Origin of the sequence: Pseudomonas sp. 10B238, assembly GCF_000970615.1 — a bacterium.
GTDB lineage: Bacteria > Pseudomonadota > Gammaproteobacteria > Pseudomonadales > Pseudomonadaceae > Stutzerimonas.
This window is the reverse complement of record NZ_KQ033932.1, coordinates 38,208-60,746: the sequence shown is the minus strand read 5'-3', so window position 1 is coordinate 60,746 and position 22,539 is coordinate 38,208. Positions and strand designations below refer to the sequence as shown.

Below are 22,539 nucleotides of genomic sequence, written 5' to 3'. Positions count from 1 at the left end.
CCGCCTCCGGGCAGTGGCAGCGCGTGATGCAGTGGAGCGGTTAGTTCGTATCAAAATCAGGCACTCGGCATTGCACCGAGCGCCTGTGCTATGGCTTCGTTACTTCACGCGTTGACCGGGCTTGGCGCCGCTGTCCGGGCTGAGCAGGTAGATCTCTTCACCGCCAGGGCCGGCCGCCAGCACCATGCCTTCGGAGATGCCGAACTTCATCTTGCGCGCGGCGAGGTTGGCGACGTACAGCGTCAGGCGGCCTTCCAGCTTGCTTGGGTCCGGGTAGGCGCTCTTGATGCCGGAGAACACGTTGCGCTTGGCATCGCCGATGTGGAGGGTCAGGCGCAGCAGCTTGTCGGCGCCTTCCACGAACTCGCACTTCTCGATCAGCGCGATGCGAAGGTCAACGGCAGCGAAGGCGTCGAAGGCGATTTCGGCGGCGATGGGCTCTTTGGTCAGCTCCCCATTCCCGCTCGGCTGGGCGGCGGTTTCGGTGGAGGCGAGGTCTTCCTTGGATGATTCGATCATGGCTTCGATTTTGGCAGGCTCGATACGGGTCAGTAGCGGGGTGAAGGCGTTCAGCTGATGATTGGTTAGCAGCGTTTGCAGGTCGGTCCACCCTAGCGGCTCGACGTTCAGGAAGCGCTCGGCGTCGGCGGCCAGATTCGGCAGCACCGGCTTGAGGAAGATCACCAGTTGGCGGAACAGGTTGATGCCGGTGGCGCAGATGGCCTGGACTTCATCCTGCATGCCGTCCTGCTTGTTCAGTGCCCAGGGCGCCTTGTCGGCAATCCAGGCATTGGCGCGGTCGGCCAGCGCCATGATCTCGCGCATGGCGCGGGCGAAATCGCGGTTCTCGTAAGCGTCGGCAATGGACGGTGCGGCCGCCTGGAAAGCGTCGGTCAGTTCCGGCGCAGCGTTGCGGTCGACCATCAGGCCGCCGTTGCCTTTGTGGATGAACCCGGCGCAACGGCTGGCGATGTTGACGACCTTGCCAACGAGGTCGGAATTGACCTTCTGCACGAAGTCTTCGAGGTTCAGGTCGAGGTCATCCACGCCGCGGCCGAGTTTGGCGGCGTAGTAGTAGCGCAGGTATTCGGGGTTCAAATGGTCGAGGTAAGTGCGCGCCTTGATAAAGGTGCCGCGCGATTTGGACATCTTCTGCCCGTTCACCGTCAGGTAGCCATGCACGGCGACGGCGGTGGGCTTACGCAGGCCGGCGCCTTCGAGCATGGCAGGCCAGAACAGGGTGTGGAAATTGATGATGTCTTTGCCGATGAAGTGGTACAGCTCGGTGGTGGAATCCTTCTTCCAGAACGCATCGAAGTCCAGTTCCGGGTGGCGTGCGCAGAGGTTCTTGAAGCTCGCCATGTAGCCGATGGGCGCGTCCAGCCAGACATAGAAGTACTTGCCTGGCTCATCGGGGATCTCGAAGCCGAAGTAGGGCGCATCGCGGGAGATGTCCCACTCGTGCAGGCCGCCGTCGAGCCATTCGGCGATCTTGTTGGCGACTGAGTCCTGCAGGCTGCCGCTGCGGGTCCACTCCTTCAGCATCGCCTCGAAATCGGGCAGCTTGAAGAAGAAGTGTTTGGAGTCGCGCAGCACCGGTGTGGCACCAGAGATGGCCGAGCGTGGGTTCTTGAGTTCGGTGGGCTCGTACGTGGCGCCGCACTTTTCGCAGTTGTCGCCGTACTGGTCTTCTGCCGCGCACTTCGGGCAGGTGCCCTTGATGAAGCGGTCGGCGAGGAACATGCCTTTCTCGGGATCGAAGTACTGGGTCACCGAGCGGGTTGCGATGTGCCCAGCGTCGCGCAGCCGGGTGTAGATCATCTCCGACAGCTCGCGGTTCTCTTCCGAATGGGTCGAGTGGAAGTTGTCGAAGTTGACCAGAAAGTCGGCGAAGTCCGCACTGTGCTCGGCCTGCACGTTGGCGATCAGCTGCTCGGGCGTGATGCCTTCCTTTTCGGCGCGCAGCATGATGGCCGAGCCATGGGCGTCATCGGCGCACACATAGATGCACTGGTTGCCGCGCAGCTTCTGAAAGCGCACCCACATGTCCGTCTGGATGTACTCGAGCATATGGCCAAGGTGAATAGAACCGTTGGCGTAGGGCAGGGCACTGGTAACGAGGATCTGACGGGCTTCGGACATGGGGGAAATCTGCAGTCGGGGTTGCGAAGTGAGCTGGTCACTATAAAGGTGCGACGTTTTTTTTTCACCCGCACTGGCGCGGCTGGTGCCGGTCAGATGCCGAGGACCGCGCTATGTTGACGCGGTTGATGAGGCCATACGGCACCACGGGGTAAGATGCCCGTCTGTTTTACTAGGTTTTCTTGGGAGTAGTCATGACCGTCACACGCGAAGCTGTGGAAGCCGTACTGCGTCAGTACACCGACCCTAACCTGAACCAGGACCCGGTCACTGCCGGTTGCGTGCGTTCCATCGATGTTCAGGGCGATCACGTCAGTGTGCAGATTGAGCTGGGTTACGCCGCTGGACTGTTTCGCAGCGGCTGGGCGCAGATGCTGGCGATGGCCATCGAGCAGTTGGACGGCGTCACTCGGGCGGACGTGCAGGTCGACTGCGTGATCCGCTCGCACAAGGCGCAGGACCAGCTCGAGTCGATGGCCAATGTGAAGAACATCATCGCCGTCGCTTCCGGCAAGGGCGGCGTGGGGAAATCCACCACGGCCGCCAATTTGGCACTGGCTCTGGCCCGCGAAGGCGCGCGGGTTGGCGTACTGGATGCGGATATCTATGGCCCGAGCCAGGGCATCATGTTCGGCATTCCCGAAGGCACCCGCCCCGAAATTCGTGACAACAAAGCCTTTATCCCGCTGGAAGCCCACGGCGTACAGATTATGTCGATGGCTTTCCTGGCCGACGACAAGACGCCGATGGTCTGGCGTGGCCCGATGGTATCCGGCGCGCTGCTGCAGCTGATCACCCAGACGGCTTGGAATGATCTGGACTATCTCATCGTGGACATGCCGCCGGGCACCGGTGACATCCAGCTGACCCTGGCGCAAAAGGTGCCTGTGGTTGGGGCGGTCATCGTGACCACGCCACAGGATCTGGCGCTGCTGGATGCCAAGAAAGGCGTGGAGATGTTCCGCAAGGTGAACATTCCGGTACTGGGCGTCGTGGAAAACATGGCCATTCACATCTGCTCGAACTGCGGTCATGCCGAGCATCTGTTCGGCGAAGGCGGTGGCGAGAAGTTGGCAGAGCAGTACAACGTAGAGCTGCTGGCCTCGTTACCGCTGTCGATGGCAATTCGCAGCCAGGCCGACGCCGGCAAGCCGACCACCATTGCCGACCCTGAAAGCCAGATCGCGATGATCTATCAGCAAATGGCGCGCAGTGTGGGGGCACGGATTTCACTGAGCGGGCAGATCATTGCGCAGTCGATGCCGAACATCGTTGTAACCGACGACTAGTTTCAAAGCAGGGTGGCGCTTCGCGCTGCCCGTGGCTGATCGGTCGCCAGTAAATCGCAGGCATAAAAAAGCCCCGCCGAAGCGGGGCTTTTTCAGCAAAGAAGCTTCAGGTTAGATAACCTGAACTTCCTCAGCTTGCATGCCCTTCTGGCCGCGAGTAGCGACGAAGGAAACTTGCTGGCCTTCTTTCAGGCTCTTGAAACCGTCGCCTTGGATGGCGCGGAAGTGTACGAAAAGGTCGTCACCGGATTGCGGAGTGATGAAGCCGAAGCCTTTCTCATCGTTGAACCACTTAACGGTACCGGTTTGGCGATTGGACATTTGAAATGTCTCCTTGAACAAGGTGTAGAGATGATTTGAACGGGCAAATACCCCGAACGGTGACTGTGTGCAAGGAGTTAGGAGTCGTAGCAATGATCGGATCGAAATCTAAACATGTAGCGATTCACGGTGACACATGCAGCAGCAGCCAATGAAAGATACTCCATTTCTGTCGCAATGCGAGCATTATTTTCAGTTTCCGGCCAAAGCGTCAGAGATGCGACGCATGGACCCGGTTCGTGGGCTTTGAACCGGCTCCGTGGGGTCGGTAAGATGCACACCCTTATATGAACGCCCACCAGCCCAGTCAGGACGCCCGCCATGAGCATCAAATCGGATAAATGGATTCGTCGGATGGCCCAGGAGCACGGCATGATCGAGCCCTATGTCGAACGCCAGATGCGCGGCGAGGGCAGCGAGCGCTTGATCTCTTACGGCGTGTCCAGCTATGGCTACGACGTGCGCTGCGCCGATGAATTCAAGATTTTCACCAACATCAATTCGGCAATCGTCGATCCGAAGAATTTCGACGAGAAGAGCTTCGTCGACATTAAGAGCGACGTCTGCATCATCCCGCCCAACTCTTTCGCACTGGCGCGCACGGTCGAATACTTCCGCATTCCGCGCAACGTGCTGACCATCTGCCTGGGGAAGAGCACTTATGCGCGCTGCGGCATCATCGTCAACGTGACGCCGTTGGAGCCAGAGTGGGAAGGGCACGTGACCCTGGAGTTCTCCAACACCACCACCCTGCCAGCGAAGATCTACGCCAACGAAGGCGTGGCGCAGATGCTGTTCCTGGAATCGGATGAAGAGTGCGAGACCTCTTATCGTGATCGCGGCGGTAAGTATCAGGGGCAGCGTGGCGTGACCTTGCCGAAGGCCTGATTTCGATCAGCGAGTTGGCTGCCAACTCAAGCGGGCGGCAACCGCCGCTCGCGTGCCTTGCGCTTTAACTATTCAGGTGCAGTGGGGCGTCTGTCCTATTGGTCTAGCCGCATTCTAGAGCACGTCTCGAGGTGAGCTGCGGCCCTTCGGCAGACGGGCGTCTTGTCGAGGCTGTCACCGTTCCGCTTCTGTTTTCGTTTTAATAAAAAAAAATGCCCGCACGATGCGGGCATTTTTGGTGCCTGGATGATGAGGCGACAGGCGCCCCATCAAGCAGACGGGACTCAGGCGAAGTTCTTCGCGACGAAGTCCCAGTTGACCACGTTCCAGAATGCTTCGACGAACTTCGGACGCGCGTTGCGGTAGTCGATGTAGTAAGCATGTTCCCAGACGTCGCAGGTCAGCAGCGGCTTGTCACCTGCGGTCATCGGGTTGCCGGCACCAATGGTGCTCGCCAGGCCGACGCTACCGTCAGACTTCTTCACCAGCCAGGCCCAGCCGGAGCCAAAGGTGCCGATAGCGGTCTTGGTGAACTCTTCCTTGAACTTGTCGAAGGAACCGAACGCGGCGTTGATGGCATCAGCCAAGGCACCGGTCGGCTGGCCGCCGGCGTTCGGAGCCATGCAGTTCCAGAAGAAAGTGTGGTTCCAGACCTGAGCGGCATTGTTGAAGATGCCACCGGAAGAGGTCTTGATGATGGTTTCCAGGTCCTTGCCTTCGAACTCGGTGCCAGGAACCAGATTGTTCAGGTTGGTCACGTAGGCCTGGTGATGCTTGCCATGGTGATACTCGAAAGTTTCGGCGGAAATGTGCGGCTCGAGGGCGTTCTTTTCAAACGGAAGCGGCGGCAATTCGAAAGCCATGGTGTATCTCCTGCTCAGGTGTCGAGAATAGATGCGGCTCGGAAGGAGGCAGTCTGCGCTGTGACCAACGCCTCGCGGAACGGAGAAAACTACTGCACTGATGTTCGTCCGTTTACGCCTGTCTTTCCCTTCGCTCGCTACATACGTGCGCATTCTTCGGCCGATCACGGGCGGCCGCAATAGCGGGCTGAAGCGTTCCACTCCATGCCCGCGGACCAAGGATCATAGCACCCAGCCTGTGGCAAAACCACGCATCAACTGTGTGGAGAAGCCGGTGCCAGAGCCTCTTAGTCGAGATCTGGCGAAAGCTGCGAGGATACCGAGGCCCTCTGCGTGGACCTCCGATCGGCGGGGGCGTTCCTTAGGCGAGGACAACAAGCTGCGCGGCAACTGCGAACATCATGGTCGCGACACCCAGGTCAATCAGTCGCCAGGTCAGCGGCCGTGCTAGCCACGGTGCAAGCCAGGCTCCGCCCAGGGCAAGGATCAGGAACCATAGCGTCGACGCGCTTGCGGCACCTAGCGTATAGGCCCCTGGCTCGGGTTGCTGCGCCCCGAGTGAGCCAATCAGTAGTACCGTATCGAGATAAACGTGCGGGTTCAGCAAGGTGACGGCCAGCGCGGCGAGCAATACGCTCCGCAGCGAGCGCGGACCGCGTTGGGTGTCTTCCAGCAGGGCTTTCGGGCGCGCTGCGCGGCGCAACGCGATGACGCCATAGAACAGCAAGAACAGCACGCCACCCCATCGGGTGATTTTCAGCAGCAACGGGTTTTCCGCCAGCACGGCGGCGAGGCCAAAGACGCCGACGCTAACCAGCAGAATGTCGCAGAGAATGCAGAGTGCGGCTACGGGAAGATGGTGCTCGCGGCGCAAGCTCTGCGCCAGAACGAACGCGTTCTGCGCGCCGATAGCAACGATCAGGCCGGCGGTGACCAATAGTCCATTGAAGTAGCTCTGCCACATGATGCGCTGCCTGTGTTTGTTGAGAGGTGCTCGCAGTGTCAGGTCTGTTGCGTTATAAGAAAAACGAAATTCGGTAATGCCCCATAAGGAAATCGAATGTTCGATTACAAGCTGCTGGTCGCTTTGGCGGCTGTGGTTGAGCAAGCTGGCTTCGATCGCGCTGCGCAGTCGTTAGGGCTGTCGCAATCGGCCGTGTCGCAGCGCATCAAGTTGCTCGAAGCGCGGTTGGGGCAGCCGGTATTGTTGCGCGCCTCGCCACCGCAGCCCACCGAGGTTGGCCGGCGTTTGCTCAACCACGTGCAACAGGTGCGCCTGCTTGAGCGGGATCTTCAAGGGCAAGTGCCGGAGCTGGACGAGAGTCGGCTACCGGAGCGGCTGCGTATTGCGCTGAACTCCGACAGCCTGGCTACCTGGTGGCCAGGTGCGATTGCACCGTTCTGCACACGACATGGCGTGGTGCTCGATCATGTGTTGGAGGATCAGGATGTTGGGCTCAAGCGCATGCGCGCCGGGGAGGTGGCGGCCTGCGTGTGTGCGGTTGAACGGCCCTTGGCCGGTGCGCGAAGCGAATTTCTCGGCGCCATGCGCTACCGCGCTCTTGCCAGCCCCGCCTATGTCGCCCGCCATCTTAAGCCGGGTGCGCCAGTCGAGGCTTTGCTGAAGGCTCCGGCAATTGTCTTCGGTCCTGACGACCAGCTGCAGCATCGCTATCTCGCTGCGTTGGGCCTGAAGGGGGCTTTCAGCCATCACTTGTGCCCCTCGTCAGAAGGGTTTGTTCGCCTGCTGCAGAGCGATCTGGGTTGGGGGTTAGTGCCTGAACTGCAGGTAGGCGCGGAGCTGGCCAGCGGAGCGCTGGTGGATGTGTATCCGGGCGATCCGATCGATGTACCGTTGTACTGGCATCATTGGCGCAACGGCGGTGAGCTGCTTGCCGAGCTTACGCGGCAGCTGTCGCGCTCGGTCAGGCAGTGGTTGATCTATTGAGCTATTTAGTTCAGGACTCGCTGGCCGCGGTAGATGCGCACCGAGGGCCCGCTGCGGCCCGCTGTTGGTGATGGCGTTCGGTCGGGAGCTGGCATGTCGCTATACGTGGCCAGCTGTTTGCCCAGGTCCCGTGTCATCTCGTCGCCAGAACAGAGGCAGGCGGTCAGCATGGCCTGGATCGCGTCCGGTTGGCTAAGGCGAATATCCAGCTGTTGTTCATCGCGCAGCCGGCGGCGTAGGTGCTGCATGCAATCCAATACGGCCTTGTTGAACTCCATAATGAAACATCCTCCAATCTAGCGACCATTCGACGTTCTTGGCCCGACATCCGTGTCGGAAAGCGCTATCCGCTGGCATCAAAACCAAAGCAACAGGCGTACCAGTTCCTGTTCGGGCTGACTGCTTTCGATGTGCAATGCTGGATGAAGCCCACCGCGGTTAACCTTGCCGCTTGGATGCAGTCTTCCCAACATGGCGCAGTGACGAGCTGATTGCTTGCCCGTTATGTCGGTTTGCACGGTCTTGATACACCGGGGTGCGGGGCGCCTGTTCCGGGTGCAGTTTATGGGTGGTGTTCGCGCTGAAGTGCCTCTGCTGAATCGTTATACTGCGCGCTGTCTTTCGCTTCGCGCCATTAAAGGTATCCCATGCGCAACGATGCTCACGACGAACTGGACAACATACCCAGCCTGACCGCCGGCCGCGATCGAGATCCGTATCCTGCGCCTGAGCTCGAGCCGATCGGCCAGTCTGCGAGCAGCGCACCCGACGATGCGCGCCCGCGCCAGAAGCGCCGTACCGTCAGCACCGCACCGTTGTGGTTCCTGGTCCTGGTGTTGTTCGGCTTGCTGATAGCACTGGGTTGGTGGGGCATGCAGCAGGTATCGAGGCTCGAGGCTCAGCTGGTTGCAACTCAGGAGAGTTTTGCGCGCATCAGCGAAGACGCGAGCGGTCGGCTGCAGGATATTTCCGGGAAGATCGTGGCAACGGAATCCAGCGTTACCACCGAAGGCGAGGCGCTTAAACTGCGCATCAAGCAGCTGGAAAAGCAGGCATTGGACCTGGCCGAACAACAGCGCGCCATCACCACCCAGCAGCAAAGCCTGACCGGTAAACAGGGCAATCAGGACAAGCGCCTGGACGAGCAGGGCAGCCAGATCGAGCGAATCGCTACTGACGTACGTGGCCATCAGTCTGCTACGGCCGCGCTTGCCGAGTCCGTGAAAAAGGTCGCCGGTGAACAGGCGGCGCTGACCTCATCGATGTCGGGGCTAAAGGGCACGGTGGACGAGCTGGGCAACATGTCTGCTCGAATCGACGGACTGAGCAAGGACATCGCGGCGTTGAAGCAGCGGGGCGACGCCAGCCAGGCGATCAGTCGCTTGGAGCAGGATGTACTTATCTTGCGCAGTGAAGTGGATAACCGACCTGCGGCTACGCCAGGCGTAGTGACGTCCGAGTTCGACGCATTCCGGGCCCAGATGACCCGCAGCATCAACACGTTGCAGGGACAGATCGCCAACTTGCAGCAGCAGATTGACCAGCGCTAGTTGCCGTTTAAGAAAAAAGCCGCTGCGTATATGCGCAGCGGCCAGGCGAGTCAGCCAAACGAGGAGTAGCGGTTTACAGGTCCAGCGCTAGGGATAAACCAACTCCCTGGTTGCGGTTGTCATTGCCCTGGTAGTTGTAATTAGCGCGAATGCTGACCCCGGCCGTCAGCTGATGAGCGATACCGACACTGAAGCGGGTTTGGTCGCCAGTAGGGGTTGCACCCGGTAGCTCGAAGCTATTGGTTGCTACGCTATTCAATGACATGCGCAGATCCTCGCGCTTCTCATCTTCTCGCTCGACCTCGCGTGCAACCTCGCCAAACAGTCGAGTGCGCTCCGTCAATGCGTAATTGCCAAACAGGCCAACCGACAAACGAAGTGAATCGAGCTCCTGATCCTCATAGGTCAAAGCGGTCGAGCTGGCGCCCTGTTCGCTATAACCGTCCACGTCGATTTTCTGATAGCTGGCACCGATGAACGGGCCGAACTGTACCGGATCACCCGTTTGCATCAGGTTGAAGCCGGTCTTGGCCGAAACGCCCCAGACCACACCTTCCGTACTGCCCTTCTCAGAGCGCTCCGCTATACCCAAAGAGAAGTTCCGGTCCAGTGAGTCGTAATCGAGATAGCCGGCGCTGGCATTGAGGTCGGCAAAAAAACGGTCCTGTTGATAGCTGGCGAACGCAGTCGCTAAATAGCTGCGCATGTCAAAGTCCGAGTCTCCTTCACCAAGGCTCAGGGAGTTTTGCGCCAGGCCTAGGCTGAGTCCCGCCAGCCAGTGCTCGCTGACACGGTTGGTCATGCCGATTGCCAGGGTCGGACTGTCGCCATCGCCGCCACCGAAGCCATCGTACTCCGGCCGGTTGTAACCGCCTTGGACGAAGGTTCGCCATTCAGCTACCGACTGCCAGTTGCCGTGCTGGGCAGCGATCTCGTTGCCCAGTAGCTGCAAGTGGTTGCGCAGCGCGGAGCGGCCCATTTCAGGCAGCAGTGATACCTCTGCCGGTGCGGAAAGAATCGAATAGACATAGTCGGCGCTTATTTGGTGGACTGCGGTAGTTGGATGCACCTGATCGTTGAATAGCAGGCGACTCGGGTCGGCGTTGGCGCTACCCAGGCCGTAAGTCGGGTCGAGCGGGCAATCGCCTCCATCAAAGCAGACCGAAGTTTGATTGATGGTCGGATCGAATCCGTAGCGAGCGAGGTCGGCGCGAACTTCCGAGAGCAACAGCCGATTGTTCAACAGGACGTAGTTGCCGCCCTGCGCCTGGAGTCCAGCAGCAAGTTCAGCGTTGAACGCGTCGCTTAGGTTGTTCAATACGTTACTAAAGCCCGGCAGGCTGTTACCTAACGGGGTGTTGCCCACATCCGGCAGGTCGGAGATGACGATATAGCGTGCACCGGCCGCCTGCAGTGCGCCGACTGCCGCAACCATATTTCCAGCAGCCTGCGCCATGGTCACAGGGTTGGTTTGAAGCTGGAAAATGTCGTTGGCGCCACCGTTTAGGTAGTACAGGCCATTCGGGTCGACCCGCGGGTTTTCCACCAGATATCCCGGACGACTGCGTGATAGTCCACCGCCAGCGTCGACGGTCGAGGTACCGATGAGCGAGTCAAGAATCTGATCCGTACGGTAACCACCTACCGCGTAGTTGGTACCGTCAGGATTGCCTGTTAGAAGGCGCGGCAGGATCGGCGTCGATGGCAACGCCTGCAGTCCGAGGCGATTAGCGAGTATCTGGGTAACAACCTGTCCCGCATATTCGGTGTTGTTGGCCGCGTAGGTCGGGCCAGTGCGATTGGTAAAGCGTAAACCCCCTGTTGGGTTTCCTCCCAATAGGGGGCTACCAACGTCTGGAAAGTTGCCGGCATCGCTCAGCGAGTCGCCGAAGTTAACGAATTGGCTATATGGGCTGGTATCCGCATTTGCTGAAACGGATACGCCCGCCAGCAAAATGGCGAGGGCGAGGGGCTTGAGAGCGCTTTGCACTGGGTATCTCCTTATTATTCTTGTTTGGCAGCCGAAGTCGTAGCTCCGACACCAGCCAAGCTAGTCGCCAATTTAGGAAGACATAAGCGCTCTAAAGCGTCATTTAGCGGGCGATTTGCTGTCGCTCGAACGGATTACTGGCGTAAAGGAGGGGCCAAACGGTTTGTTACAAATTTTTATGACTGTATTGCTATAGAGCGATCGGCAAAGGCCGCTAACCATCAAAGCCGCATAAAACATGAGGATTTTATGCGGAGTTGTCATTTAGCGAGCCCTTCGGTTGACAGCGGGGGTTAGCAAAGGTCTTCGGATGATGCGGCGCTTTAATGGCTAAGTGCTACTATTCGGCGCGGCTGGCACGAGGACGTGGATGGCCGCTCCAATGCTCCAGTCGGGTGACTATAAAAATGCCGTCCTTGATCGATCTCCTATTGAACCGCCTGGCTACACTGTTGCCCAGTGAGCTCAGGTCCACTGAGTTCATGAAGCTGGTCATTCCACACCGCCATTCCATGCTGATGAGCCAGCGTCGCGCGACCCTGATCGTCAACCGGGTCAGGCTTTTCGCGTTTCTTTTCGCGGTGCTGACGCCGGTGTGGGGGATCATCGATCTGATGGTTTTCACCTATCCACTCTGGCTCGGACTGGCAACCTTGCGACTGCTCGCCTGCGCCGCCTTTGCCTGTCTGCTGCTGTTCTATCGGCCCAGCGGCAATCTGTTTGATGCGTATCGGGCGGTTGCGCTGCTGTTCGCCATTCCCACGGTGTTTTATATCGCTTCGCATACGTTGCTCGGGGGTTATCAGCTCACCCAGGTCTCGGCAGTGGTAGCCACTGGGTATGCGTTCCTGCCCTTCGTGCTGATGGCCGGACTGGCCATATTCCCGCTGACCTTGCTAGAGAACCTCGTCATGGCGTCCGTCCTGCTTCTGGCGCACGCACTGGCGGGCTATCTGTCGTGGACGACGCTCAACTGGCCTTCCTATGCGGGCGGATTTTGGTTGCTGATACTCATCGCCGGGGTTACGTCACTGGCGAGTCTCAGCCAGCTGGCCTTCATGATCGCGCTGGTGCGCCAGGCCATTCGAGACCCGCTCACCGGCGTCTTTTCCCGCGGCAGCGGGCAGGAGATCCTGAAACTGCAGTGGGACACCGCACGACGTCACGACACCGGCCTTGCTGTTGCCTTCATCGATCTCGATCACTTCAAGCGGATCAATGACAGCTTCGGCCATGACGCCGGCGACCAAGTGCTGCGCGAATGTACCCAGCAGATGCTGGCCAGTCTGCGCAGCACCGACAGCTTGCTGCGCTGGGGGGGTGAGGAGTTCGTCGTGATCATGCCTGACACCGACCGCGAACAGGCGCGCTTGGCGCTCGCTCGCATGGTCAAGGACGGCCTTGGCGCACGTCCTGACGGCAGCCCCGTCACTGCCAGTATTGGCTTGGCTGAGCGTTGCGTTGACTTCGCCGAAAGCGCGGAAGAATTGCTGGACGTGGCAGACAGGCGGATGTACCTGGCTAAAATGTCCGGGCGCAACCGCGTATGTTTCGAAACGCCAGGCGAGCCATCCGAAGAGCCTCTATCAGCCGCTTGAGCGGGTCAGCGGTTCACCCCAAACACATGCTTGAGGTAGCTGACGAACGCTTCGTCCCGGCACATGGTCTTGCCCGGGGAATCTGAGATCTTGGCTACTGGTTGACCGTTGCAGCTGGTCATCTTGATCACCATGTTGGTCGGTTCGACTCCGGGTATGTCACAGGTCAGCTGAGTGCCGATGCCATAACTGGTGTTACTGCGCCCGACCAGAGCGCGATAGATCCTTAGCGCCTTTGGGAAATCCAGTCCGTCGGAAAACACCAATTGCCGCGTCATCGGATCGATGCCCAGCTGTCGGTAGTGGGCGATGGCTTTTTCCGCCCATTCGACCGGATCGCCCGAGTCATGGCGCAGACCGTCGAACAGCTTCGCCAGATACAGATCGAAGTCCGCCGTGAAGGCGTCCATGGTGATGCAGTCGGTAATGGCGATGCCCAGCGCACCGCGATACTCACGTGCCCAGCAGTCCAATGCCGCGCTCTGGCTATCGATCAGTCGGGGGCCGAGTTGCTGGTGGGCCATGATCCACTCATGTGCCATGGTGCCCATGGGTTTGAGATTCAGTGTGCGCGCCAGATGCACGTTGCTGGTGCCGACGAAGTGTCCGGGAAACGTCTCGCTCAACCGTTTGACCACCGCAGCCTGGACGCCGAACGAGAAGCGGCGGCGCGTGCCGAAGTCGGCCAGTTTGAAACCGGCCAGTTCTGCGGGCGTGGCTTCGTCGCGCAGCCACTGCAGCTTCTCTTCCAGGCGGTCGGTGGCCTGCTCCAGCGTCACCTGCGGATAGCGGGCACGGTTGCGCACCTCGCTGATGATGGCCAGCAGCGGTACCTCGAAGAGAATCACATGGAGCCAGGGGCCGCGCAGGTAGACCACTAGCTCATCGCCCTCCAGCTCGACCCGCACGTAACGGGGATCAAAGCGGAACAACCCAAGAAAGCGGATGAAGTCTGGCTGCATGTAGGGAATGCTTTCCAGGAACGCCAGTTCTTGCGCGTCGAATCGTAGCTCCGCCAATGCTTCCAGCTGTTCCCGGATGGCGCCCAGGTAAGGCGTCAGGTCTTCTTTGGATCGACTACGAAAGGCCCATTCCACTTCCGCGTTAGGGTAGTGGTGCAGCACCGCCTGCATCATGGTCAGCTTGTAATAATCGGTATCCAGCAAGCTCTGGATGATTCGTTCGGAGAAGGCGCTGACACGCATGGGCTGCTTCCTGGTTGCCGGGCGGGATCAGGCTCCGCCGATGCCTTCGATCACCTTACCGCTGCCACCGCAATTTTGACATTCTCCTGCATCGGTGCGACCGCTTCCGTTGCATGCAGGGCAGATATTTTCACCGGTGCCCGGTGTCCCTGGCGCTGCTTCATCGCCGGGGTTGGTAGATGAGGTGCCATGCTTAGAAGTGTTCATATCGCTAGTTCCTCGGTTGATGGTTTTTTATTTGTTGAAGCTAATTGAAGATTCAAGCAAATGGCTAAGTTTTGGTGTCGGTTTATTGTCGTGAAAAAAAGCACCATTCCAATTTTTGCTAGTTGCGAATACAAAATTAGTGCGCAACAAAAAAGGGCAAAGGTTTAACCTTTGCCCTTTGGTACCTATAGCATCAGCTATTGCTGTTGCGACCACCGCCGTGGCTATTCTGTCCGCCTTTGCGACCGGCTTCGGACGCCTTTTCACGATCATTGGCGAAGTTGCCACCGCTGTTATGGCCGCCCTTCTTGCCTGCTTCAGACGCTTTTTCGCGGTCATTTGCAAAGTTGCCAGGATTTTTGTTTGCCATGTCTTACTCTCCTCAATGGACAAGACTTTCTGCGGGACTGAACAACTTCATCAGCCTTCAATATTTCAGAGCGGAGGAGCAGGCCAGTAGTTTCCGTTTTTTAAAGAACTGCGGACGAGTGGTTGTTCCATGACGGTTCATGGCTAAGTGCAACTACAACGAAGCGGTAAAGGGCAATGACGTTATTTAACATGCAGCAATTTCGATGCCCCATGCGCCAGGCTAAGCTACCAATGCAAGTTGGCGTTGTGCCAGCAGACGCATCACGTAACCGATCTTCAGCGCGGTTGGGCCTAGAATCACCAAGGCATGGCTGGCCACCACCGCACCGAGCAGCAGGTGGTCATCAAATACATAAGCGCCGGCGATGCCCGACAGAAGCAGCAGCACCCCCAGTGCCATCGACAAGTTGGCGACAGTCAGCAGACGGTGCGAGTCGAGTGGTTGCATAAACATGGGAAACTCCTCGTGTCGGTGATGGGAGTGGACCAGCCCTTGGACTGGCCCGTCCGGGTTTACTCCAGTGCGCTTGCCGGTCCGAAGAACTCATGCCGCGCCTGCTGAGCCGGCACCCCGAGTGCCTGCAGTTGCCGACGCACCGCTGCCATGAAGGGTTTTGGCCCGAGGAAGTACGCGTCCAGGTCGCGCTCGGCCGGCAACCAGGCGTCCAGTCGTGCTTCGGTCAGCAGCCCGATGGCGTCTGGTTGCTGCTCCTCGCCGCTATGTTCGTCGTAGCAGTAGAAGTGCTTGAGCTGACCGTGTTGCTCGGCGAGCTGGTCGATGGTTTCGCGGAAGGCATGCGCTTCAGCGTTGCGGGCGCAGTGGATGAAGTGAATCGGCCTGCGGGTGCCTATCGCGGCTTCGAGCATCGCTAGCGTCGGGGTGATACCAACGCCGCCGCTGATCAGCACCAGCGGCTTGTCACTGGGCTGCAAGGTGAAGTCGCCAGCCGGCGCGAACAGCTCCAGCGTCTCGCCAGGCTGCATCCGGTGCAGTGCGGTGGAAGCCACCCCGCCGGGTTCGCGTTTAACGCTGATCCGGTAGTCGCGGCCGTTGCTCGCAGCCGATAGCGAGTAGTTGCGGCGGATCTCCTGCCCATCGATTAGCAGACGCAGGCCGATGTATTGCCCTGGCTTGTGCTCAACCACCGGACCGCCGTCTTCCGGCGCCAGATAGAACGAGGTGATTTCGCTGCTCTCGGTGACCTTGCGCGCGATTCGGAAGCGACGCGCTCCACGCCAGCCACCAGGCGCCTCGGCTGTCGCGCTGTAGAGCGCCTCTTCAGTCCCGATGAGAATATCGGCGAGCTGCTCGTAGGCGGCACCCCAGGCCTCGATGACCGGGTCCGTGGCGACATCGGCGCCAAGTACCTCGCGAATTGCTCGCAGTAGGCACGAACCGACGATGGGGTAGTGCTCTGGCAGCACCTGCAAGGCGACGTGCTTGTTGACCACCTGCGAGACGAGGCCGCCGAGCTGATCGAGGCGGTCGATGTGTTTGGCGTACATCAGCACACCATTGGCCAGCGCACGCGGTTGGTCGCCACTGGCCTGATGCGCCTGGTTAAACAGCGGGCGGACCTCTGGGTATTCGGCCAGCATCAGTTTGTAGAAATGATCGGTGAGGGCTTCGCCGCCGCTTTCCAGCAACGGGACGGTGGCGGTGATAAGGGCACGGTGTTCGGCACAAAGCATGGAAGGCTCCAGTCATCGATAAGGCTGTCTCTCATAAGGCGGCGTGGTGACCACGCAACCGGGACAGGTATCCATGCTGTTTCAATAATCGTTCCAGGCTGAAATTGACCGGAATCAAGGGCCATACAGTAGTGATGGTTTTTTTGACCCCGGTTATCTGGGTTCATTGAACCCGGCGGGGTAAATTGAACCCAGTATTCGGGTGCCAACAGCGACCGATCGAACGGTCAGCAACCGCAGCGTTCTATAACTTCGACTATCGATGAATGACGGAGGGCAACATGGAGAACTACCACATCACGCACGATGACGATCGCTGGGTATTGCGCGAGGAGGGCGACAAGCGCGCGCTGATCGAAGCGGCGACCAAGGAAGACATCATCAACGAGACCCGCGACTACATGAAGTTGCGCACCGCCTCGGTAAAGATCCACACCCTCGAAGGAAAAATCGAAGAGGAACGGACCTACCCGCGGGACCAGGACCCTCGGGCTACCAAGGGTTAACGCTCAGCTCGGCTGCAACTCGCCTCGGCGCCGATGCTGGCGTCTGCCCAGCGCGACCGCCCAGCAGGCGAGGATGAAGGGCATGGTCAGCGGCGGCAGGCCCAGCTGATCGAACAACAGGCGGAAGATGATCGCCAAGCCGATGCCCAGTGCTGGCACCAGTGGCGAGCGGTGGACCTGGCTCAACGCCAAGGCTGCCAGCGCTGGGTTGTAGCCAGCCAGCCCGGCCAGGGCCGTTGGCTCGGAGGCGCCAGCCAGCAACGCTACGTAAATGCCAACCGCCGAGCCGCATAGCGCCCACGCTGCAGCGCTTCGATCAGCCAGCAGCAACGCTGCAAACAGGCACAGTCCCGCAAGCGGATCTGCAAGGAATAGCACCTGACCCAGCCCTCTCACTATTCCGCCGAGCGCACCCCACCCATCCAGTTGATGTTCGGGTACGCGCGCCTCAACGGCGCCATCCAGAACACCACAGACTCCCATCGCCAACCAACCCAACAGTACGAAGGACAGGGTGAAGCCCGGCAGGCTACGCCGCTCGCGCATACGTCTGAGCAGGTGGTGCTGCACGGGAGTCGACAGAGCGCCAGACAGGATCATCAGCAGACAGGCCAGCGGCACAAGACCAAGCATCAGGGTGACCAACAGCCCCAGCAGCGCGGCGTTGTAGCCGTACAAGCCGCTTTCGATATCGTCACGCGGATAACCGAGCCGCCATGCCATGCAGGTGCCGCTGAGTAGCCCGAGCAGGACGCCGGCCAGCAGCGCGCGATCATGCAGGCCGATCGCAACCAGGATCAGCAGGCCGCAGCCCAGATGGCGCTGCAAAAAGACCTGGCTGATGCCGTTGAGTGTCGAGCGGATCAGATAAGTGAGATGAAGGTGCATGGGCACGTCGAAAGGGCGCGCAGGCCTGCGCCGATGGAGAGTGACTCCACCGGCGCAAGTTTCGCTGGACGGGTTAGTTGAGCGTTTCGATGCGCAGCGAGTTGGTCGTGCCAGATTGGCCGAGCGGCACGCCCGCGGTGATCACGACGGTATCTCCGGTGCCCGCCATGCCCTGAGCACGCGCCAGTTCGAGCGCGTTGAGGCAGACCTGCTCCATGTCGTACATGCGCGCGTCGATCACCGAATAGACGCCCCAGGCCACGGTCAGCTTGCGTGCGGTCGTCAGATTTGGCGTCAGGCTGAGGATTGGCGTGGCCGGTCGCTCCCGCGAAGCGCGCAAGCTGGAGCGGCCTGATTCGGTGTAATTGACCAGCACCGCAACCGGCAGGATGCCGCTGATGCGCCGGATGGCGCAGCTGATCGCATCGGGCAGGGTGGCCTCGGCACTTGGCCGATTGACGTCCAGCTGAGCGTGGTAATCCGGGCCGCTTTCCACCTGGCGGATGATCTTGCTCATCATGCTCACCGCTTCCAGCGGGTACTCGCCGGATGCGGTTTCCGCCGAGAGCATCACCGCGTCGGCGCCTTCAGCCACGGCATTGGCCACGTCGGTGACCTCGGCCCGAGTCGGCGCCGGTGAGAAACGCATCGATTCGAGCATCTGCGTCGCCACCACCACCGGTCGGCCCAGCTGGCGGCAGGTGCGGACGATGTTGCGCTGGATACGCGGGACATTTTCGGCCGGCACTTCGACGCCCAGGTCGCCACGCGCCACCATGATTGCGTCGCAGAGCCGCGCGATTTCTCGCAGGTGCTGCACCGCTGAAGGCTTCTCGATCTTGGCCATGAGGAAGGCGCGGTCGCCGATTAGCTCGCGGGCTTCGTGAATATCCTGCGGGCGCTGGACGAAGGACAGCGCCACCCAGTCGACGCCCAGCTCCAGACCAAACGTCAGGTCGCGGCGATCCTTCTCGGTCAAGGGACTCAGATCCAGCACCGCTTCGGGCACGTTTACACCCTTGCGATCGGACAGCTCGCCACCGGCTACCACGCGCGTGTCGATCGCGTCGGCGTGCTTGGCGGTTACCGTCAGGCGCAGTCGGCCGTCGTCCACCAGCAGGCTCATGCCGGGTTGCAACGCATCGATGATCTCAGGATGCGGCAAGTTGACCCGACTGCTGTCGCCCGGCGTCGGGTCGAGGTCGAGGCGCAGCGCCTGACCGCGCTTGAGCTGCACCTTGCCCTCAGCAAAACGACCGACGCGCAGCTTGGGCCCCTGCAGGTCCATGAGAATGGCGATCGGCTGATTCATCTGACGTTCCACTTCGCGAATCCAGCCGAAGCGCTCGGCATGGTCGGCGTGCTCGCCATGGCTGAAGTTGAGGCGGAACAGATTGACCCCGTTTTCCACCAGTTCGCGCACATCATCGATGCTGCGCGTGGCAGGGCCCAGGGTGGCGAGAATCTTGACCTTCTTGTCGGGTGTCATGGCAGGCTCTATCGGCAGTTGTGGTTATGGACCGTGCATGCCGGTGCCCCGCTAGCGGGACGACGGCAGGATCAGGATGGCGCGGAAATCGTTGACGTTGGTCCGTGTCGGACCGGTCATCAGCAGCGCATCGAGCGCCTGGAAGTAACCATAGCCATTGTTGTCCGCCAGCTCGTCGGCAGCTTTCAGGCCAAGGGTTTCGGCGCGGCTATAGCTGTCCGGGGTCATCAGGGCGCCGGCGTTGTCTTCCGAGCCGTCGATGCCATCGGTGTCGCCTGCCAGTGCGTAGACGTTGGGCAGCCCCTGGAGGTTTTCCGTCAGACCCAGGAGGAACTCTGCGTTGCGGCCGCCGCGGCCATGGCCGCGCACGGTCACCGTGGTCTCGCCTCCGGACAGGATCACACAGGGCGGGGTGAGCGGCTGACCATGCAGCACCACCTGACGGGCAATACCGCCGTGGACCTTGGCCACCTCCCGCGACTCACCTTCCAAATCACCCAGGATCAGCGGCGTGATGCCGGCTGCGCGGGCTTTTTCGGCCGCAGCCTCAAGAGACTGCTGCGGCTTGGCGATCAGCTGGAAATGGCTACGCGACAGGCACGGGTCATCTTCTTTGACGGTTTCCGAACGAGGATCTTCCAGCCAGGCACGGACGTTCCCAGGGATCTCGATGTTGTAGCGCGCCAGAATCGCCAGCGCCTGGGCCGAGGTGGTTGGGTCCGCCACGGTCGGGCCGGAGGCAATCACCGTTGCTTCGTCGCCCGGCACGTCGGAAATGGCATAGGTGTAGACGCTGGCTGGCCAGCAGGCTTTAGCCAGGCGACCACCCTTGATCGCCGAGAGGTGCTTGCGTACGCAGTTCATCTCGCCAATGTGCGCGCCGGAGCGCAGCAGTGCCTTGTTGATCGCCTGCTTGTCGGCAAGGCTGATGCCTTCGGCTGGCAGTGCCAGGAGTGAGGAACCGCCGCCGGAAAGCAGAAAGATCACTCGGTCGCTTTCCTCGAGGTTGCTGACCATCTCCAACACGCGCCGGGCAACGCGCTCGCCAGCATCATCCGGCACTGGATGCGCGGCCTCGACCACCTCGATCTTGCGGCAATTGGCGCCATGACCATAGCGCGTCACCACCAGGCCGGAGAGCTCGCCTTCCCATACCGCTTCGATGGCTTCGGCCATGGCGGCTGCCGCTTTGCCTGCGCCGATGACGATGGCGCGGCCGCTGCGGTCGGCCGGTAAATGGTCGGCCAGCACCTGGCGTGGATGGGCGGCATCGATGGCGGCGGTGAACAGGTCGCGCAGGAAAGCTTGCGGGTCGAGGTTCATGTACAACTCCATCTAGTAGGTCAGGTGCCCGATTCCAGACCTTAGGGCTCGGCATTGCAAGTACAAAAGGCAAGCCCTAAGGTTTGGAATCGACCCACCCGGCAGTCAGGCCGTGACTCCTCGTGCCGAGCAGGTCGAAAGGGGTGCCGCCCGAGGGCAGCGATCGGATCGCAGATGCGCAGGGCTGAGGTTGTGGGGGACGCTGTGATTCCGACCCCATGCAACTCCAATCCGACCCTTTGAGCATCGCTGCGCCAAGCGTTGCGGTTCCCACCACCTGGTCTGTCTGTCCCTGAAGGTGGGGCGCTTGGCTCGGCGCAACGTGCTCGAAGGCTGAGGTTTCTGTTTAGTCCTTGCGGATCGAGAAGTTGGCCATGTGCTCCAGGCCCTTGATCAGCGCCGAATGGTCCCAGCCGCTGCCGCCGATGGCTGCGCAGGTGCTGAACACCTGCTGGGCGTTGGCAGTGTTGGGCAGGTTCAGGCCCAGCTCGCGGGCGCCGGCCAAGGCCAGGTTCAGATCCTTCTGGTGCAGGCTGATGCGGAAGCCCGGATCAAAGGTACCCTTGATCATGCGCTCGCCGTGTACCTCCAGGATCTTCGAGCCGGCAAAACCGCCCATGAGCGCTTCGCGGACACGGGCCGGGTCGGCGCCGTTCTTCGCGGCGAACAGCAGGGCTTCGCCCACTGCCTGAATGTTCAGCGCAACGATGATCTGGTTGGCCACCTTGGCGGTCTGGCCGTCGCCGTTGCCACCGACCAGGGTGATGTTCTTGCCCATGGCCTGGAACAGCGGCAGAGCGCGGGCAAAGCTCTCTTCACTGCCGCCGACCATGATCGACAGCGTCGCGGCCTTGGCACCGACTTCACCGCCCGATACTGGCGCGTCGAGGTACTGGGCGCCGGTGGCGTTGATCTTCCCGGCGAACGCCTTGGTGGCGCTGGGGGAGATCGAGCTCATGTCGATCACCAGCTTGTTCGGGCCGACGCCCTCGGCGATGCCGTTTTCACGGAACAGCACGTCTTCGACATGCGGGGTGTCCGGCACCATGACGATGATGAACTCGGCTTCCTGGGCCACTTCCTTCGGGTTGGCCAGGGCAACGGCGCCCGCTTCGAGCAGGGCTGCCGGGGCCGCATCGTGGTGAGTAGAAACGAAAAGGCTGTGGCCAGCTTTCTGCAGGTTCTGAGCCATGGGCAGGCCCATGATGCCGGTGCCGATAAATCCAATCTTAGCCATGATAATTCTCCTCAAATTCGTTCTGGTCGCTGAAAAAACTACCTGCGTTGGCAGTACTTCGTTGAGCGCGGCCTGGGTCGCCCGCCTCGGTCAGAATGCTCATTTGGAAGACCAAACTCGCACTCGAGCCCGGTCCGCTTCTTCGGCCTTCTTTGCGGGTGTTTTACTAAATGGCGTTATGCGCCTTCATCCAGCCGAGGCCGGCCGCGGTGGTGGTGGCGGGCTTGTACTCGCAGCCGACCCAGCCCTGGTAACCGATGCGGTCCAGGTGCTCGAACAGGAAGCGGTAGTTAATCTCGCCGGTGCCTGGCTCGTTGCGGCCAGGGTTGTCCGCCAACTGCACGTGGTTGATCACTGCCAGGTTGTTCTCGATGGTGCGCGCCAGGTCTCCTTCCATGATCTGCATGTGATAGATGTCGTACTGCAGGAACAGGTTGGTGCTGCCGACCTTGTCGCGGATCTCCAACGCCTGCGAGGTGTTGTTGAGGAAGAAGCGCGGGATGTCGCGGGTATTGATCATCTCCATGATCAGGCGGATACCTTCTGCTTCGAGCTTCTTCGCCGCGTAGCGCAGGTTCTCGATAAAGGTCATCTCCAGCTTGCCGAGGTCGGCGCCCTTGGGTGCGATACCGGCCAGGCAGTTGATCTGGGTATTGCCCAGTACCTTGGCGTAGGCGATGGCCTTGTCGACGCCCACACGGAATTCCTCGACCCGCTCGGGATCGCAGGCGATACCGCGGTCACCATTGGCCCAGTCGCCGGCTGGAAGGTTGAACAGCACCTGGCTCAGGTTGTGGGCATCAAGTCGTGCCTTGATTTCTTCGGCCGGGTAGTCGTAGGGAAAGAGGTACTCGACACCGCTGAAGCCGGCTTCGGCAGCGGCGGCGAAGCGGTCGAGGAAGTCCAGCTCGGTGAAGAGCATGGACAGGTTGGCGGCGAAACGGGGCATATGAGTTTCCTTCTGTCTGTAGGGACATCCCCGATCGGGCTGGAAGCTACTGCGCTTGGCGATGCTGCGTTGGAACCGAACT

The 22,539-nt window shown here is 60.4% G+C and carries 21 protein-coding genes and 1 pseudogene; 6 read left to right on the top strand and 16 right to left on the bottom strand.

The window, feature by feature from the left end; all coding sequences use genetic code 11:
- Positions 1-99: 99 nt before the first annotated feature.
- Positions 100-2,142 carry a methionine--tRNA ligase gene (gene metG / locus RT21_RS10360; RefSeq protein WP_046162698.1) on the bottom strand — a complete coding sequence of 681 codons (2,043 nt, stop codon included), beginning with the start codon at positions 2,140-2,142 and terminating at the stop codon, positions 100-102.
- A gap of 194 nt (positions 2,143-2,336) precedes the next feature.
- On the opposite strand from metG, the gene apbC reads away from it, so the two are divergent.
- Positions 2,337-3,431, top strand: coding sequence for an iron-sulfur cluster carrier protein ApbC (gene apbC, locus RT21_RS10355; RefSeq protein ID WP_046162697.1), 1,095 nt, complete (start codon positions 2,337-2,339; stop codon positions 3,429-3,431).
- Positions 3,432-3,542: 111 nt separating this feature from the next.
- Here apbC and RT21_RS10350 read toward each other — a convergent pair whose 3' ends face one another.
- Positions 3,543-3,752 (bottom strand): cold-shock protein, encoded by a 210-nt coding sequence (locus RT21_RS10350; RefSeq protein WP_003282211.1) that lies wholly within the window; start codon positions 3,750-3,752, stop codon positions 3,543-3,545.
- Between the two features lie 321 nt (positions 3,753-4,073).
- Here RT21_RS10350 and dcd point away from each other — a divergent pair, with 321 nt between their 5' ends.
- Positions 4,074-4,640, top strand: coding sequence for a dCTP deaminase (gene dcd / locus RT21_RS10345; RefSeq protein ID WP_045161043.1), 567 nt, complete (start codon positions 4,074-4,076; stop codon positions 4,638-4,640).
- Positions 4,641-4,924: 284 nt separating this feature from the next.
- Here dcd and RT21_RS10340 read toward each other — a convergent pair whose 3' ends face one another.
- A complete protein-coding gene (locus RT21_RS10340; RefSeq protein ID WP_045429270.1) occupies positions 4,925-5,503 on the bottom strand; it encodes a superoxide dismutase in 579 nt (192 codons plus the stop codon).
- A gap of 361 nt (positions 5,504-5,864) precedes the next feature.
- Positions 5,865-6,467 carry a LysE/ArgO family amino acid transporter gene (locus RT21_RS10335; RefSeq protein ID WP_045429267.1) on the bottom strand — a complete coding sequence of 201 codons (603 nt, stop codon included), beginning with the start codon at positions 6,465-6,467 and terminating at the stop codon, positions 5,865-5,867.
- Between the two features lie 96 nt (positions 6,468-6,563).
- Between RT21_RS10335 and RT21_RS10330 the strand changes: the two genes are divergently transcribed.
- Positions 6,564-7,451: a LysR family transcriptional regulator ArgP gene (locus tag RT21_RS10330; RefSeq protein ID WP_046162696.1), complete on the top strand. Its 888-nt coding sequence runs from the start codon at positions 6,564-6,566 to the stop codon at positions 7,449-7,451.
- 5 nt (positions 7,452-7,456) lie between these two features.
- Here RT21_RS10330 and RT21_RS10325 read toward each other — a convergent pair whose 3' ends face one another.
- The gene (locus RT21_RS10325) at positions 7,457-7,729 is read right to left on the bottom strand and encodes a hypothetical protein (RefSeq protein WP_046162695.1); all 273 of its coding nucleotides are present in this window, start codon (positions 7,727-7,729) and stop codon (positions 7,457-7,459) included.
- A 369-nt stretch (positions 7,730-8,098) separates the two neighbouring features.
- Here RT21_RS10325 and RT21_RS10320 point away from each other — a divergent pair, with 369 nt between their 5' ends.
- Positions 8,099-9,001 carry a hypothetical protein gene (locus RT21_RS10320; RefSeq protein WP_046162694.1) on the top strand — a complete coding sequence of 301 codons (903 nt, stop codon included), beginning with the start codon at positions 8,099-8,101 and terminating at the stop codon, positions 8,999-9,001.
- A gap of 73 nt (positions 9,002-9,074) precedes the next feature.
- Here RT21_RS10320 and RT21_RS10315 read toward each other — a convergent pair whose 3' ends face one another.
- Complete coding sequence (locus RT21_RS10315) at positions 9,075-10,991, bottom strand: autotransporter domain-containing esterase (RefSeq protein ID WP_046162693.1); 1,917 nt, start codon at positions 10,989-10,991, stop codon at positions 9,075-9,077.
- Between the two features lie 407 nt (positions 10,992-11,398).
- Here RT21_RS10315 and RT21_RS10310 point away from each other — a divergent pair, with 407 nt between their 5' ends.
- Positions 11,399-12,589, top strand: coding sequence for a GGDEF domain-containing protein (locus RT21_RS10310; RefSeq protein ID WP_046162692.1), 1,191 nt, complete (start codon positions 11,399-11,401; stop codon positions 12,587-12,589).
- A gap of 5 nt (positions 12,590-12,594) precedes the next feature.
- Here the strand turns inward: RT21_RS10310 and pncB are convergent, their stop codons facing one another.
- From pncB to hmpA, 5 genes and pseudogenes are all read right to left on the bottom strand, one after another.
- The gene (gene pncB, locus RT21_RS10305; RefSeq protein WP_046162691.1) at positions 12,595-13,794 is read right to left on the bottom strand and encodes a nicotinate phosphoribosyltransferase; all 1,200 of its coding nucleotides are present in this window, start codon (positions 13,792-13,794) and stop codon (positions 12,595-12,597) included.
- A 27-nt stretch (positions 13,795-13,821) separates the two neighbouring features.
- Positions 13,822-14,001: a hypothetical protein gene (locus RT21_RS23245; RefSeq protein ID WP_046162690.1), complete on the bottom strand. Its 180-nt coding sequence runs from the start codon at positions 13,999-14,001 to the stop codon at positions 13,822-13,824.
- Between the two features lie 193 nt (positions 14,002-14,194).
- Positions 14,195-14,353: pseudogene (locus RT21_RS10295) on the bottom strand (general stress protein); the annotation flags it as partial.
- A gap of 240 nt (positions 14,354-14,593) precedes the next feature.
- Complete coding sequence (locus RT21_RS10290; protein WP_046162689.1) at positions 14,594-14,827, bottom strand: hypothetical protein; 234 nt, start codon at positions 14,825-14,827, stop codon at positions 14,594-14,596.
- Positions 14,828-14,886: 59 nt separating this feature from the next.
- Positions 14,887-16,065, bottom strand: coding sequence for an NO-inducible flavohemoprotein (gene hmpA, locus RT21_RS10285; RefSeq protein WP_046162688.1), 1,179 nt, complete (start codon positions 16,063-16,065; stop codon positions 14,887-14,889).
- A 281-nt stretch (positions 16,066-16,346) separates the two neighbouring features.
- Between hmpA and RT21_RS10280 the strand changes: the two genes are divergently transcribed.
- Positions 16,347-16,571, top strand: coding sequence for a DUF2188 domain-containing protein (locus RT21_RS10280; protein WP_045429248.1), 225 nt, complete (start codon positions 16,347-16,349; stop codon positions 16,569-16,571).
- A 3-nt stretch (positions 16,572-16,574) separates the two neighbouring features.
- Here the strand turns inward: RT21_RS10280 and RT21_RS10275 are convergent, their stop codons facing one another.
- The 5 genes from RT21_RS10275 to hyi all read right to left on the bottom strand — a co-directional run bounded on the left by RT21_RS10275 (position 16,575) and on the right by hyi (position 22,457).
- Positions 16,575-17,459: an urea transporter gene (locus RT21_RS10275; protein ID WP_046162687.1), complete on the bottom strand. Its 885-nt coding sequence runs from the start codon at positions 17,457-17,459 to the stop codon at positions 16,575-16,577.
- A gap of 73 nt (positions 17,460-17,532) precedes the next feature.
- Positions 17,533-18,948 (bottom strand): pyruvate kinase, encoded by a 1,416-nt coding sequence (gene pyk, locus RT21_RS10270; RefSeq protein ID WP_046162686.1) that lies wholly within the window; start codon positions 18,946-18,948, stop codon positions 17,533-17,535.
- A 51-nt stretch (positions 18,949-18,999) separates the two neighbouring features.
- On the bottom strand, positions 19,000-20,271 hold the full coding sequence (locus tag RT21_RS10265; RefSeq protein ID WP_046162685.1) for a glycerate kinase type-2 family protein: 1,272 nt from the start codon (positions 20,269-20,271) through the stop codon (positions 19,000-19,002).
- A gap of 346 nt (positions 20,272-20,617) precedes the next feature.
- Positions 20,618-21,508, bottom strand: coding sequence for a 2-hydroxy-3-oxopropionate reductase (locus RT21_RS10260; RefSeq protein ID WP_046162684.1), 891 nt, complete (start codon positions 21,506-21,508; stop codon positions 20,618-20,620).
- Positions 21,509-21,674: 166 nt separating this feature from the next.
- Positions 21,675-22,457 carry a hydroxypyruvate isomerase gene (gene hyi / locus RT21_RS10255; RefSeq protein ID WP_046162683.1) on the bottom strand — a complete coding sequence of 261 codons (783 nt, stop codon included), beginning with the start codon at positions 22,455-22,457 and terminating at the stop codon, positions 21,675-21,677.
- Positions 22,458-22,539: the final 82 nt, after the last annotated feature.